This window comes from Paenibacillus sp. GYB004 (genome assembly GCF_036577605.1).
Taxonomy (GTDB): Bacteria; Bacillota; Bacilli; order Paenibacillales; family NBRC-103111; genus Paenibacillus_AB; species Paenibacillus_AB oceani.
This window is the reverse complement of record NZ_JARBDB010000063.1, coordinates 120,863-134,160: the sequence shown is the minus strand read 5'-3', so window position 1 is coordinate 134,160 and position 13,298 is coordinate 120,863. Positions and strand designations below refer to the sequence as shown.

Genomic DNA, 13,298 nt, shown 5'->3' with positions numbered 1-13,298 from the left:
ATGGATGAATAATGGAATCTTGTTGTTGATAAAACGTATGGAAGTAGCTGTGGAGGGACTATCGTTTTGATTCGAAGGAAGAAGTTGCTGCCGGTGCGAGTGGCTGTCGTTCTGGTTGGACTGACAGCTGCAGCCGCCCATCTATGTAATCATGTTCAAGCTTCGCATCATCAGGAGCCGGCGGAACCGGCTATTGCAGTCGCTCAAGACCGCTTCAGAACGGAGTCGCTCGAAGCAGGCATCTTAGCAATGAACCAGAAGCAAGCCGCACTGGACACGGACCGGCTGCGCATCGTGCTGACAGCCCGAAAATATTTAGGAACCCCTTATGTTTACGGCGCCAAGTACGGACAGACGGATACGTTTGACTGCTCATCGTTTGCCAAGACCGTATTCGCCGAACATGGAATGGAACTGCCCCGGGTATCCCGCGATCAGGCGAAGCTGGGGGAAGCGGTGGAACGGGACGAATTGAGTGTAGGGGATCTTGTTTTTTTCGCTACGGATGAAACGCACGGGGGGATCGGGCATGTCGGCATCTATACCGGCAGCGGGAGAATGATCCATACGTACGGAGACGGAGGAGTCAAATACAGCCGCATCGATTCCGGCTACTGGGAGGAGCGGTACGTAACGGCAAGGAGGCTCCTTAAATAAAAAGCGGCATCCCTCCAGCGACCGGACCCGGGACTCATTCCCGCCCGCAGCAAGGTTTTCATCCCCCTTCAAAACGTGTATCATGAAACTATAGTTTGGAGGGGTTTACAACATGGTGCAATGGGAGCGGTTAACGCAGCAACTGGGACAAATACTGGGCGCCGAATTCAAACTGGGCCGAATTCCCTTTACCGAGTGGAATCAGGCGGCGGAAGAGGGCAAGTCGGGCAAGAGCCGCTGCATCGGCAGCCGGGTTCATTTTTTTCTTATGAAAGAAAGCGGACAAGTCCAGACGATAGCAGTGGGGAAATCCGTATTAACACCGTCTGAGAAGCAACTGGTGGAACTGGCCGTGGAAGCTTATCGCGTACAGGAGAAACGGGGCGCCGCAACGGCTCACTCGGAGGACGAGCGGAAGTCCCAACTTATCCGAAGCTGGATCAGCCAACAATTGGAGCAAGGAATTACCGATGCGGAGCTGCCGGAGTCGCTTGCGTCCACCTTCGCTTTGTACGCACAGAAAATTCCGCTCCTCGTATACGGCGATTATTCCGATCAGCGCAAAGCCGTATTTCAGGATTTGAAAAAGCTGCTCGAGTCGTTTTTCGATTGCGAGATCGTCCTGATTCCGCTGCTGGACAAGGAATGGCTGATCCTGGGCCCCGAATCGCTGTTGCAGGAAGGCGGAGAAGGGGAAGAGGAGACGGCGGAGGATACGCTCGCTTCGCTTGGACTTGCGCTGCACGAGATGCTCGCCACCGAATGGATGGGCGAATGCCATATAGCCGTCGACTACCCGCTGCTGCCTTCCAAGTCGCTGCTCGTCTCGGTTGTGAAGCTGCGTGAGGCGATGACGCTTGGCCGGACTTATCATGTGTCGGATAATATTCATATGCCATGGAAGCTGCAGCTTGAGAAGCTGCTTCATCCGATCGGCGACGAGGCGCGGCAGTTATTCCTGGAGAGGGTGCTGAAACGGGTCGATCTGTTTAAGGATACGGAGACGGTCACGACGCTGGAGCAGTTTATCGCGCTGGACTGCAGTGTCAGCGAAACGGCCAAAAAGCTGTTCATTCACCGCAATACGCTGCTGTACCGGCTGGACAAGTTCAAGCAGGAGACGGGGCTCGATGTCCGTACGTTCCATCACGCGTTATTGGTGCATATGGCGCTCTTATTGTACAAAGTAACGAAAAGAACCTGATTTTTTTGTAAGCAATGTGCATAGCCATGAAAGTGGACGTAGGTTAATATATAGGTATGTGATAGATGATTATAGGAGGAATGATCCATGGCAGGCGTACGTTTGAATCATATCGTTAAGAAATATCCAGGGGCCGCAGAAGATACCGTTAAAGACTTTAACCTTGAAATTAAAGACAAAGAGTTTTTGGTGCTTGTAGGCGCATCCGGATGCGGTAAATCGACGACGCTCCGTATGATCGCTGGTCTTGAGGAAATTTCGTCCGGCGAGCTGTACATCGGCGACCGTCTGGTGAACGACGTAGCTCCTAAAGATCGCGACATCGCGATGGTATTCCAATCCTATGCTTTGTACCCGCACATGAACGTTTATCAGAACATGGCGTTCGGTCTGAAACTCCGTAAATTCAAAAAAGCCGAAATCGACGCACGCGTGCGCGAAGCGGCTAAAATTCTCGATATCGAAGTCCTGCTCGACCGTAAGCCGAAGGCTCTCTCCGGCGGTCAGCGTCAGCGTGTCGCCTTGGGCCGCGCAATCGTACGGGACCCGCAAGTGTTCCTGATGGACGAACCTCTTTCCAACTTGGACGCCAAACTCCGCGTACAGATGCGCGCCGAGATCAGCAAATTGGCAAAACGTCTGGAAACGACCGTTATCTACGTAACGCATGACCAGACGGAAGCAATGACCATGGGCGACCGGATCGTCGTTATGCACCAAGGCATTATCCAGCAAGCGGCTTCTCCGGAAGAGATCTACAACTTCCCGACCAATATGTACGTGGCCGGCTTTATCGGATCGCCTTCGATGAACTTCATTCACGGTTCTTTGTCAGAGTCCGGCGGCAAAGTCCGCTTCAAATCGCAAGGTGTCGACGTTGTACTGCCGGAAGGCAAAGCGCAAATCTTGCGCGATAAAGGCTACATCAACAAAGAAGTCGTGTTCGGTATCCGTCCGGAAGATCTTCACGACGAGCCGATCTTCTTGGAAGGCTCCCCGGACAGCCACGTGACCGCTACGATCGAAGTATCGGAAAACCTTGGTCACGAAGTTCAGCTTCACCTGAGCGGACTCGGAACACAAACGATCGTCGCTCGTGTCGATGGACGTACGGGCTTCAAGGATGGCATGACGATTAAACTGGCGATGGATATGAACAAAATCCATATCTTCGACAAAGAAACTGAAATTAACGTATTGCTGTAATTATATAGTTCAGGACGGAAAACCGGTGGAAACGCCGGTTTTTTGTTTTGCCTGGAAGTATCAAGTAACGGAGTCTTTTTGAGGCTAAGACCCTGCTTGGAGAGGAAAATTAGATAATAGTGGTGCCTGACGATCGGTGTTTAACTGAACTTGCAAGGCGTTACAAGGTTGCTTTCGAACCGCATTTCCATTACGATAATGACATTGGAACAAAAAGGAGACGTCAGGCATGGGGAAAAAGACGAAAGTATCCGAACTTGTCCACCATTTTAATCTGGAGGTCGTAGCCGGGGAGGAAGGGCTCGGACGATTGATCAAGGTGGCGGATATTTATCGGCCCGGCTTGGAAATGGCGGGATACTTCGCCTACCACCCCCGGGAACGGGTTCAAATATTGGGAAGAACAGAGCTGACGTTTTTCGAGACGTTGTCGGCTGAACAACGGCACGAGCGCATGTCCAAGCTCTGCAATGAAGAGACGCCCTGCATCATCGTAACGCGCGGGCTAAATGTGCCGGAGGAGTTGATCGGCCTGGCGGGGGAACACCGGCTGCCGGTACTCCGAAGCCCGCTGGCGACAACGACGCTGGTCAGCCGGATTACCGGATTTCTGGAGAACAAGCTGGCTCCTACGACGACGATTCACGGGGTACTGGTTGAAGTGTACGGTATCGGCATGCTCATCACCGGCACCAGCGGCATCGGCAAAAGCGAGACGGCGCTGGAGCTCGTCAAACGGGGACACCGGCTGATCGCCGACGACGCCGTAGAGATCCGGCAGACGCCGGACAACGTCCTGATCGGCAACGCCCCGGAACTGATCAAGCATCTGCTGGAGATACGGGGAGTCGGCATTATTAACGTCATGACGCTGTTCGGAGCGGGCGCTATCCGGAACAATAAAAAAATATCGCTTGTGATCCGTCTCGAGACGTGGCAGCAGGACAAGGAATACGACCGTCTGGGCATCGACGAGGAACTGACGAGAATTATCGAAACCGACATTCCGCTCGTTACGATCCCGGTCAGGCCTGGACGCAATCTGGCCGTTATTATCGAGGTGGCCGGGATGAATTACCGGTTGAAGCGAATGGGCTACAATGCGGCCCTGCAGTTTACAAACAAGCTGACCGAGTCGATATCCGGCGATTTGGACGATTCGGAATAATGTTGGTGTAGAGGAGTTGGAGCATGGCTTATTTACTCGATCCGATCGCATTCTCGCTCGGTCCGATTACCGTGCGCTGGTATGGCATCATTTTAGGCTCAGCGGCTCTTATCGGGTTATGGCTCGCTGTGATGGAAGGCAAACGGTTCCGAATCCCGCCTGATTTCTTCATGGATCTGCTGCTGATCGGAGTCCCTTCGGCCATTATCGGAGCGCGGATCTATTATGTAGCGTTCAAATGGGATGCCTACAAAAACGATTTGCTTGAAATCTTTAAAATATGGAACGGCGGGATCGCCATCTATGGGGCGCTGATCGGCGCGATTATCGCCGGTTATATCTATATGCGGCGCAAAGGTTACGATTTCTGGCGAATCGCCGACATATGCGCGCCATCGTTAATCGCCGGCCAGATGATCGGCCGCTGGGGCAACTACGTCAACCAGGAAGCGCACGGCGGACCGGTAACGGAATCGTTTCTGCGCGACTCGCTCCATCTGCCCGCCTGGATTACCGATCAGATGTATATCGACGGGCAGTTTTATCATCCGACGTTTTTGTACGAATCGATGTGGAACCTGCTAGGGCTGTTCCTGCTGTTCTTCCTGCGGCGCCAAAGCTTCTTGCGTGCGGGCGAGCTGTTTTTCAGCTATTTTATCTGGTATTCGATCGGAAGGTTCTTCATTGAAGGACTGCGTACCGACAGTTTGGCCTTTACGGCTCCCGAATGGTTTGCCTCAATCATTAACGGATTGTGGTCTCCGATGCTCGTCTTGTTCGAGCCGGGCTCGATGGATTACGGCAACGTGCGGATCTCGCAGCTCATCGGTATTCTCATTATCATTGCGGCGGTGATCCTGATCGTACTGCGCCGTAAAAAGGGCTGGTCCGCCGAGAAGTACTCGGACCCGATCGTTTCAACCAAATCTTCGCCTCCGGCCTCAACGGAAGCGAACTAACCGGCAGCAGCACACCAACACAGCGGGGGGATTGGACCTAGGATGCCGATTACAACTGTACTGTTCGATCTTGACGGTACGATCGTCGATACGAATGAACTGATCGTCCGTTCGTTTTTACATACGCTGGAGGGAGAGACGGAGAGAGCGTTCACCCGGGAAGATATTATTCCGCATATGGGATTTGCGCTTATGGAACAGCTTCGTTTCTTCACAGGCCAAGAGCAGGTAGACGAGCTTGCCGTCAAATACCGGACCTTTAATCAAAGCAAACATGACGAACTGGTTACGGAATTCCCCCATGTCCCGGAAGTATTGGCCGAGCTTGCACGGAGGAGCATCCGGATGGGAGTCGTAACGAACAAGATCCGGCAGACGACGCTGATGGGGCTCCGGTTATGCGGAATCGAATCGTACATGGAGACGATCGTGACGGCAGACGATGTCGCCAGGGGCAAGCCTGATCCTGAGGCGGTGCTGAAGGCGCTGGAGCAGCTCGGAGTCGCTCCGGAAGAAGCGCTGATGGTCGGGGACAGCAAGTATGATATTATCGCCGGCCGCGATGCGGGAGTGAAAACCGTCGGGGTGTCCTGGTCGCTTAAGGGCGAGGAGCATCTTCGTTCGTTCGATCCGGATTACATCATTCACGATATGAAGGATCTGCTTGAAATCGTAAGGTAAAGAGGGATTCCCTATTGAGACAAACCAAACGGTATCCGGTAGAAGGGCCGAACGCGCTCTGGCAAGTGTATAAAACGGTGAACAAGTGGAAAGTGGTGCGCAACTTCGTATTTATCCAAATCTCCCGTTACTGTCCTTCGCTTCCGGTAAAAAACTGGATTTATCGAAGGGTGCTCGGCATGAAGGTAGGAGAACATACCGCGTTTGCGCTGATGGTGATGGTGGACGTCTTCTTCCCGGAGAAGATCGAGGTCGGGTCCAACTCGATTATTGGTTACAATACGACGATACTCGCCCATGAATATCTAATCGGAGAATACCGGCTCGGCGATGTGAAGATCGGCTCTAACGTGATGATCGGCGCCAATACGACGATATTGCCCGGTGTGACGATTGGCGATAACGCGATTGTCGGTGCGGGTACCGTCGTTCACCGGGACGTAGCGCCCGGAAGCTTTGTAGCAGGCAATCCGCTTCAGGTCATCCGCGAATAGCACATACAGGAAGGGTCTGGCGCGAGACGTCAGACCCTTCTGCTGTACCAGCTCCATACCCGGTCAATATCCTGCTTGTCGATATGTCCGACACTCCACGTGTTGTCTCCGGTATGACCCATCAGATTCACTGTGAGCGTCATCACCCGCTTCTTCCGTTGGGTGACGGACCCTTTCACTTGCAGTGACATGATCTGAGGTCTGCGCACGTAACAGGTTGTCTTGGCGATCAACCGGTTCTGGATCGTAAGCTGCTTGTCCGTCAACGTCATGCCGGAATCGAGGAATCGTCTCGCGGCCCATGCCGTAATAAGCGGAAGCAGCAGAAGCGACCACATGCCGGGAATGCGAAAGTAGGCGATGAGTCCGGCGCTCAGTAGGGCAGCCAGGAGCAGTTCGATCCGGATGTAATACAAGAAAGCCCGCTTCGGCGGCCGTGCTTCGATCGGCGTTGCGGCAAATTGCGGCAGAATCGCTTCTATTATATGGGGCAGCTCGCTCATTCGAAAAAGCGGATGGAACATCAGTTTGTCTTCTTTGGCGGAAGCGACGACCCGGAGCTCCATCTGGCCGTAACCGAGCGCTTGTCGCAGCCAGCCTTCCTTGACCATAACCGCCTGGACGCGTTCGGGCGAGAAGAGATGCTTCTTTTTCTCCAGAAGACCGTAAGTGACCGCGATTTGTTCGCCTTGGCGGGTGACGGTAAAGCCGGCATATTTAATGACATAAAGGACGACCGACAAGAGCCAAGCGAGCAGCAATCCGATCAGCGCGGCCATTACGATCGCCCAGCCGGAAGGCATCAGGGCGGTTGCTTCTTGGAAGATCCGATCGGAAAACCGCTGCGGAAGCAAGTCGTCGGCAAATGACATGACACCGGCAATAAACACGAAAACGAGTCCGATGTTCATGGAGGTAAAGGCGGCTTTCGCCAGTTGACCGGCCGATAAACGGACGATCGGGACGGCAGCCGACTCCGTATCGCGCGGCTCTCTCAGGCTGCTGTCAGCAGCATCGGCCGAAGCGTCGCCAAGCTCAGGCTTCTCGGCAAAGACGTGGTCAGGATGACGATCCGCGGCAGCTTTCGCTTCGCGGAGCCAGAGCTGCAGCCGCTCAGCGTCCGCGACAGCCACCGCAGGCAATACTCCGTCCGAATCGGCTTTGCCGCCGGGCGTCTCGATCTTTAATTGAACGACGCCCAGCAGCCGCTGGAGCAGAGGCTGTTCGGTGTTGACGGAATGAATACGGCCAAAATAGATGGACTTTTCCTCGCGGAATAAGACCCCTTTGCGAATTACGATTTTGTCGTCTTCAAGCACATATACGAATTTTTTCCATTGCAACACGCCGAAAACGATCAGCACGATCAGAAGTGCGGGAGCAACGGTGTACACGGCCCAGTGAGGATTGCTCCAGTCAATGTCTTTGAAGAGAATGAGAATAATTAGCGGAAGCATCGCTTTAATCCATTGAACGGTTGTAAACAAAATAAACACGGGGTGCAGCCGGCGCGTCTCATTCATCGTCGTCCACCACTTTCGCCAGCACGCCTATGCGCCGTTTCAACCGTTCCGCATCGTCCTGCTTCAGACCGCTGATCCGGTGAGTGGTCGCAGCTGTGACGACTTTCACTTCAGCCAGCCCGTACTTCCGCATCAGCGGCCCGCTCTCGATCTCGACGTGCTGCACCCGTACCATCGGGACAAGAACGTTGCTGATAAAGAGAAGACCGGAGCGGATCTCAAGCTCCTCTTCGAACACTTCATAGGCGAAACGGCGGAATTCCACAGTCGGAACGATCCAAACAAAGACGATAAACGTCAGGGCGAACAGACCGAGGGCGATCCGGCCGGGTAGCAGTATCCAGTCCCACCGGCTTGCCGCGACCAGATAAGCGGCCGACAGGAGGAGCAGCAGACCGTTCAAGATGATTGCGCTAATGCGGGAAGCTTTGATCGAATCCGGGTGAAGCCGCTGAGTCAGATCAGGTTCCATATATGCAGTCACTCCTTGGATGTAGTATATCCTTAATGGTAATACGTTAAAGAGGCCGAATCGTTCTATCCCTTATTAAAACGGTCCAAAAGACGGTTGGTTACAGCAAACAAGGGGGACATATGGATGACGACCCTGATTGTAATCTTATTAATTATCATTATACTCCTGCTGCTGCATATAAACAGCAAGCTGCCGGGCAGAGACTACATCCAAGAGGCGCTTAAGCGAGATCAGGAGAGGGCCAAACAGAAAGAAAACAGCTCCGAATGATGGGCTTTAAAAAGACAAGCAGTCAAGTAACCTGCAATTGACGCTGTAGAGCGTCCGTGATACACTATCAGATAAATTCCTTTATTTTGTTAGCATGGTAGATTGGTAATACATTAACGCAATAAAGCGACAATGCGCGGGAGAAAACGATACAACTGTCGGGAAAAGGGGAGTGGCCCATGTCGAAGCCAAAAGTATTTGAAAAGCCGACTGGCGTAAAGGATTATTTGCCGGATACGGTCGCCAAGCTGCGCCGCATCGAGACGAATGTGCTGGAATGCATGCACAAGTGGGGGTACCGCCAAATCATAACGCCCACGTTGGAATATTACGACACGGTAGGAGTGGCGAGCTCTACGACCGACCGGAGACTGTTCAAGCTGCTGGACAAAAAAGGGACGACAGTCGTGCTCCGCTCGGAAATGACCGGACCGATCGCACGCGTTGTCGGATCGCTGCTGAAGGATCATCCGTTCCCGCTGCGGCTTTCCTACCACTCGAACGTTTTTCGGGCTTTCGAGGAGGAAGCGGGGCGGGAAGCGGAGTTTTTCCAGACTGGGGTCGAGCTGGTCGGAGACGGCTCCGCCGACGCGGATGCGGAAGTGGTCGCGCTGGCGATCGCTTGCCTGAAGGCGGCGGGCGTACGCGATTTCAAAATCGCGATCGGGCACGTCGGGTTTTTGAACGGCTTGTTCCAGGAGGCGCTGTCCGGGCGCGAGGAGGAGCAAAGCGCGCTTAAGGAACGGCTGCTGCAGCGGGATCACGTCGGCTACCGGAGCTTGCTCGCCGGGTATGGACTCCCAGACGATGTCCGCTCCGAGCTGGAAGGCATCCTGCGCTTGCGCGGCGGACAGGAAATATGCGAACAGGCGAGAGGGTTGTCGCTCGACCGGATGGCGCAGGATGCGATTCAGCATCTGTGCGAGGTTTGGGATGTGCTGAAAGCGTACGGAGTCAGCGAGCATGTGCTGATCGATCTGACGATGATCGGCGATTTTACGTATTACACGGGCATGACGTTCGAAGGATATGCGGCGGATCTCGGCTTCCCCGTCTGCAGCGGAGGCCGGTACGACAACCTGCTGAAGCAGTTCGACCGTCCGGCGGCCGCGACCGGATTTGCCCTGAAGACGAACCGGATGCTGGAGGTCGCCGTGTGCGATCCGGCCGAAGAGCTGTACCGGGTGCTCGTGGTGTATACGCCCCGGAAGGTTGGAGAGGCGCTCGCGCATGCCCAGGAGCTGCGGAGCAGACCGAATGTGATGGTGGAGACGCTGCGCGTGGATGCGGACAAGAAGAACGATTCCGGTACCCGCTTGACAGAGCGTGCGGCCAGTCCGGTAAATCTCGAAGCGTACAGCGAAGTCATCGAATTTGGCTGACGAAAGGATGGTTGAGATGCAGGACCTGTTGAAGGTAGCGATTCCGAAAGGGAGAATCGTCAAGCATATTCACCGGTTGTTCCAGGAAGCGGGCATGCCGCTGCCGGAGGATCTGGACGATTCCCGGAAATTCATTATTCCCGCTCACGAGATGGGCATGGAATTTATCGTGGCCAAACCGGCCGATGTGCCGACGTACGTAGAGTACGGGGTGGCGGATATCGGGATCGCCGGGAAAGACGTGATGATGGAGGAAAACCGCAACGTGTACGAGCTGCTCGATCTGGGCATCGCGCGCTGCCGGTTCTCGGTCATCGGCCTGCCGGATTGGAAGCCGGTGCTTAATCCGCGGGTGGCGAGCAAGTTTCCGAATGTCGCATCGCAATATTTCCGCGAGAAGGGCCAGCAGGTTGAAGTGATCAAGCTGAACGGGAACGTCGAGCTGGCGCCGCTGATCGGCCTCGCCGACCGGATCGTCGATCTTGTCGAGACCGGCAATACGATCCGGGAAAACGGGCTGGTGGAGCTGGAGAAAATAGCGGATATCACGAGCCGTCTCGTCGCCAACCGGGTCAGCTACCGGATGAAAAACGGAGCGGTACAGCAGCTGTGCGACCGGCTGCAGTCGGCGATTAACGCTGCGGCTGTACGATGAACGAAAGGAGGCTGGCAACGTGCGCATCATGAAGGCTAACGAATTCAAGCTGGCGAGGGAAGTGGAATACGGCTCTCCGGAGCAGAATGCAGCGGTTAACGAGATTTTGAACGCCGTTCGCACGGAGGGAGACGCCGCGGTGCTGCGGTATACGGAGCGGTTCGACCGGGTAAAGCTGGAGGCCGGTCAGCTCCGCGTCACGGAGCAGGAGATCCTGGCCGCTTATGATCGTGTGGAGCCGCGGTTTATCGAGGCGCTCAGACGGGCGGCGGCCAATATCCGCAGCTTCCACGAGAAGCAGAAGCGTACGTCGTGGATGGATGTGCAGCCGGACGGGACGACGCTCGGCCAGATCATCCGGCCGCTGAGACGCGTCGGACTGTACGTGCCGGGCGGCAAAGCGGCGTATCCGTCGTCCGTGCTGATGAACGCGATCCCGGCGCAAGTGGCCGGAGTGCCCGAGATCGTAATGGTGACCCCGGCATCGACGGGAGGCCAGGAAGGGATCGATCCGTACATTCTGGTCGCCGCGGCGGAAGCCGGTATTCGTGAAATGTACCGGGTCGGCGGCGCCCAGGCGGTTGGGGCGCTGGCTTACGGCACCGCGACGATCCCGCCTGTCGATAAAATCGTCGGACCGGGCAACATCTACGTCGCTCTCGCGAAGCGGTACGTGTACGGCGTAGTCGATATCGACAGTATCGCCGGCCCGAGCGAGATCCTGGTGCTTGCCGACGACAGCGCCGACCCGGCTTATATCGCCGCCGACCTGCTGTCGCAGGCGGAGCATGACGAGATGGCGTCATCCATCCTCGTCACTACCTCGCAATCGCTCGCCGAGTCGGTTCAGGCCGAGGTAGCCCGCCAGCTCGAGTCGCTCCCGCGCAAAGAAATTGCCGAGCGCTCGATCCGCGAGCGGGGCGCGATCCTGATGGCGGACAGCGAGGAGGAAGCGGTCGCGACCTCGAACCGGCTGGCGCCGGAGCATCTGGAGATTCTCGTCCGCGAGCCGTTCGGCATGCTCGGACGCATCGAGAACGCCGGCGCGATATTCCTCGGACCGTACAGCACGGAGCCTGTAGGCGACTATTATGCAGGACCGAACCATATTTTGCCGACGAACGGCACGGCACGGTTCTCGTCGCCGCTGAACGTCGACGACTTCCTGAAGAAGTCGAGCGTCATTCATTACAGCAAGGAAGCGCTGCTGCGCAGCGGCGAGGATATCATCACGCTGGCCAAGCACGAAGGCTTGGAAGCCCACGCCAGGGCGGTTCAAATTCGATTGGAAAAGGAAGGGAAGCGCACATGAGCGATACGGCGAATCGGCCAACGCGTACGGCGGCCATCGAACGGAAGACGAACGAAACGAATATTAAGCTGGCTTTCAATGTGGACGGTACCGGGATTTCGGAGATTCAGAGCGATGTCCATTTCATGAACCATATGCTGGACCTGTTTACGAAGCACGGCCTGTTCGATCTGCGGATGGAAGCCGACGGCGACATCGAGATCGACGATCACCATACGACGGAGGATATGGGCATCTGCCTCGGCCAGGCGTTCCGCGAAGCGCTCGGCGACAAGCGGGGGATTAAGCGTTATGCGAACGTATTCGTGCCGATGGACGAAGCGCTGGCCCAGGTGGCGGTCGACATCAGCAACCGCCCTCACCTTGAATACCGGGCGGAGTTCCCTTCCGCTCAGGTAGGCAGCTTTACGACGGAGCTCGTACACGAATTTTTGTGGAAATTCGCGCTCGAAGCCCGGATTACGCTGCACGTTATCGTCCATTACGGCAGCAATACGCACCATATGGTGGAGGCGATCTTCAAGGCGCTGGGCCGTGCGCTTGACGAGGCGACCACGATCGATCCGCGCGTTCAGGGCGTTCCGTCTACGAAGGGAGTGCTCTAACGCGTGATCGCCATTATCGATTACGGCATGGGGAATTTGCACAGCGTAAGCAAAGCGGTCGAGCGGTTAGGGTTTGAAGCGGTCGTAACGTCCGATCCTGAGGTTATCCTGTCTGCAAGCGGGGCGGTGCTCCCGGGTGTCGGTGCATTCGGCGACGCGATGGACAATCTTCGCGAGACCGGGTTGAAGGAAACGGTGCTGGAGTACGCAGCCAGCGGCAAGCCGCTGCTGGGCATCTGCCTCGGGATGCAGCTGCTGTTTGCCGAAAGCGAGGAGCACGGTCAGCATAACGGGCTGAATTTGCTGCCAGGCAAAGTCGTCCGCTTCCGCGGGCCGTACAAAGTGCCGCATATGGGCTGGAACCGGCTGTCGTTCCGCCGCTCCTCGCCATTGCTGGAAGGGCTGGAGGAAGGACACGTTTACTTTGTCCACTCGTACCATGTCATTCCGGAGGAAACGAACGATCTGCTGGCTACGACGGATTATTACCAGGCAGTCACGGCGATAGTCGGTCGGGGCAACGTGTACGGGATGCAGTTTCATCCGGAGAAGAGCAGCGATCTCGGCATGAAGCTGCTGGAGCGTTTCCTGAAGCTGTGCCGCTGACGACCGGCGGCTGTTGAACCGTTTTATCCGATAAAGCACATGGGACTAAGCTGATCGTGAGGACGTATAGGACGGGGCAGTTTACTATGGAAGAAAAGCGG

Annotated in this window: 15 protein-coding genes; 13 read left to right on the top strand and 2 right to left on the bottom strand. The window is 55.6% G+C overall.

All coding sequences use genetic code 11. From position 1 onward, the window contains the following. Window positions 1–66 precede the first annotated feature (66 nt). The 7 genes from PV433_RS28135 to PV433_RS28105 all read left to right on the top strand — a co-directional run bounded on the left by PV433_RS28135 (window position 67) and on the right by PV433_RS28105 (window position 6,369). Window positions 67–657: a C40 family peptidase gene (locus PV433_RS28135; RefSeq protein WP_332075344.1), complete on the top strand. Its 591-nt coding sequence runs from the start codon at window positions 67–69 to the stop codon at window positions 655–657. Window positions 658–769: 112 nt separating this feature from the next. Beyond that, window positions 770–1,861, top strand: coding sequence for a PucR family transcriptional regulator (locus tag PV433_RS28130; protein WP_332075343.1), 1,092 nt, complete (start codon window positions 770–772; stop codon window positions 1,859–1,861). A gap of 87 nt (window positions 1,862–1,948) precedes the next feature. After that, window positions 1,949–3,067 (top strand): ABC transporter ATP-binding protein, encoded by a 1,119-nt coding sequence (locus PV433_RS28125; RefSeq protein ID WP_190930301.1) that lies wholly within the window; start codon window positions 1,949–1,951, stop codon window positions 3,065–3,067. Window positions 3,068–3,296: 229 nt separating this feature from the next. Continuing rightward, complete coding sequence (gene hprK, locus PV433_RS28120) at window positions 3,297–4,235, top strand: HPr(Ser) kinase/phosphatase (protein ID WP_190930300.1); 939 nt, start codon at window positions 3,297–3,299, stop codon at window positions 4,233–4,235. 23 nt (window positions 4,236–4,258) lie between these two features. After that, a complete protein-coding gene (gene lgt / locus PV433_RS28115) occupies window positions 4,259–5,194 on the top strand; it encodes a prolipoprotein diacylglyceryl transferase (protein ID WP_332075342.1) in 936 nt (311 codons plus the stop codon). Window positions 5,195–5,236: 42 nt separating this feature from the next. After that, entirely contained in the window at window positions 5,237–5,875 is a 639-nt protein-coding gene (ppaX, locus tag PV433_RS28110; protein ID WP_332075341.1) for a pyrophosphatase PpaX, read from the top strand. Between the two features lie 14 nt (window positions 5,876–5,889). Further along, window positions 5,890–6,369, top strand: a complete 480-nt coding sequence (locus PV433_RS28105; RefSeq protein WP_332075340.1) for an acyltransferase — start codon at window positions 5,890–5,892, stop codon at window positions 6,367–6,369. Between the two features lie 29 nt (window positions 6,370–6,398). Here PV433_RS28105 and PV433_RS28100 read toward each other — a convergent pair whose 3' ends face one another. Continuing rightward, window positions 6,399–7,892, bottom strand: coding sequence for a PH domain-containing protein (locus PV433_RS28100; protein ID WP_332075339.1), 1,494 nt, complete (start codon window positions 7,890–7,892; stop codon window positions 6,399–6,401). Next, window positions 7,885–8,364, bottom strand: a complete 480-nt coding sequence (locus PV433_RS28095; protein ID WP_332075338.1) for a PH domain-containing protein — start codon at window positions 8,362–8,364, stop codon at window positions 7,885–7,887. The genes PV433_RS28100 and PV433_RS28095 overlap by 8 nt, the downstream gene beginning before the upstream one ends. Before the next feature lie 126 nt (window positions 8,365–8,490). Here PV433_RS28095 and PV433_RS28090 point away from each other — a divergent pair, with 126 nt between their 5' ends. The 6 genes from PV433_RS28090 (at window position 8,491) to hisH (ending at window position 13,197) form a co-directional block, all read left to right on the top strand. Continuing rightward, window positions 8,491–8,637 carry a hypothetical protein gene (locus PV433_RS28090; RefSeq protein WP_332075337.1) on the top strand — a complete coding sequence of 49 codons (147 nt, stop codon included), beginning with the start codon at window positions 8,491–8,493 and terminating at the stop codon, window positions 8,635–8,637. A 179-nt stretch (window positions 8,638–8,816) separates the two neighbouring features. After that, the gene (locus PV433_RS28085) at window positions 8,817–10,019 is read left to right on the top strand and encodes an ATP phosphoribosyltransferase regulatory subunit (protein WP_332075336.1); all 1,203 of its coding nucleotides are present in this window, start codon (window positions 8,817–8,819) and stop codon (window positions 10,017–10,019) included. Between the two features lie 16 nt (window positions 10,020–10,035). Continuing rightward, a complete protein-coding gene (gene hisG / locus PV433_RS28080; protein ID WP_190930292.1) occupies window positions 10,036–10,674 on the top strand; it encodes an ATP phosphoribosyltransferase in 639 nt (212 codons plus the stop codon). A 28-nt stretch (window positions 10,675–10,702) separates the two neighbouring features. Beyond that, window positions 10,703–11,986 carry a histidinol dehydrogenase gene (gene hisD, locus PV433_RS28075; protein WP_442951586.1) on the top strand — a complete coding sequence of 428 codons (1,284 nt, stop codon included), beginning with the start codon at window positions 10,703–10,705 and terminating at the stop codon, window positions 11,984–11,986. Further along, window positions 11,983–12,591 carry an imidazoleglycerol-phosphate dehydratase HisB gene (gene hisB / locus PV433_RS28070; RefSeq protein WP_332075334.1) on the top strand — a complete coding sequence of 203 codons (609 nt, stop codon included), beginning with the start codon at window positions 11,983–11,985 and terminating at the stop codon, window positions 12,589–12,591. The genes hisD and hisB overlap by 4 nt, the downstream gene beginning before the upstream one ends. 3 nt (window positions 12,592–12,594) lie before the next feature. Further along, window positions 12,595–13,197 (top strand): imidazole glycerol phosphate synthase subunit HisH, encoded by a 603-nt coding sequence (gene hisH / locus PV433_RS28065; protein WP_332075333.1) that lies wholly within the window; start codon window positions 12,595–12,597, stop codon window positions 13,195–13,197. Window positions 13,198–13,298 lie beyond the last annotated feature (101 nt).

Excerpts from the sequence above, each read along its gene's own strand:
- PV433_RS28130 (WP_332075343.1), top strand. The coding sequence starts at position 770 with ATGGTGCAATGGGAGCGGTTAACGCAGCAACTGGGACAAATACTGGGC.
- PV433_RS28125 (WP_190930301.1), top strand. The coding sequence starts at position 1,949 with ATGGCAGGCGTACGTTTGAATCATATCGTTAAGAAATATCCAGGGGCC.
- hprK (WP_190930300.1), top strand. The coding sequence starts at position 3,297 with ATGGGGAAAAAGACGAAAGTATCCGAACTTGTCCACCATTTTAATCTG.
- lgt (WP_332075342.1), top strand. The coding sequence starts at position 4,259 with ATGGCTTATTTACTCGATCCGATCGCATTCTCGCTCGGTCCGATTACC.
- ppaX (WP_332075341.1), top strand. The coding sequence starts at position 5,237 with ATGCCGATTACAACTGTACTGTTCGATCTTGACGGTACGATCGTCGAT.
- PV433_RS28100 (WP_332075339.1), bottom strand. The coding sequence starts at position 7,892 with ATGAATGAGACGCGCCGGCTGCACCCCGTGTTTATTTTGTTTACAACC.
- PV433_RS28095 (WP_332075338.1), bottom strand. The coding sequence starts at position 8,364 with ATGGAACCTGATCTGACTCAGCGGCTTCACCCGGATTCGATCAAAGCT.
- PV433_RS28090 (WP_332075337.1), top strand. The coding sequence starts at position 8,491 with ATGACGACCCTGATTGTAATCTTATTAATTATCATTATACTCCTGCTG.
- PV433_RS28085 (WP_332075336.1), top strand. The coding sequence starts at position 8,817 with ATGTCGAAGCCAAAAGTATTTGAAAAGCCGACTGGCGTAAAGGATTAT.
- hisG (WP_190930292.1), top strand. The coding sequence starts at position 10,036 with ATGCAGGACCTGTTGAAGGTAGCGATTCCGAAAGGGAGAATCGTCAAG.
- hisD (WP_442951586.1), top strand. The coding sequence starts at position 10,703 with ATGAAGGCTAACGAATTCAAGCTGGCGAGGGAAGTGGAATACGGCTCT.
- hisB (WP_332075334.1), top strand. The coding sequence starts at position 11,983 with ATGAGCGATACGGCGAATCGGCCAACGCGTACGGCGGCCATCGAACGG.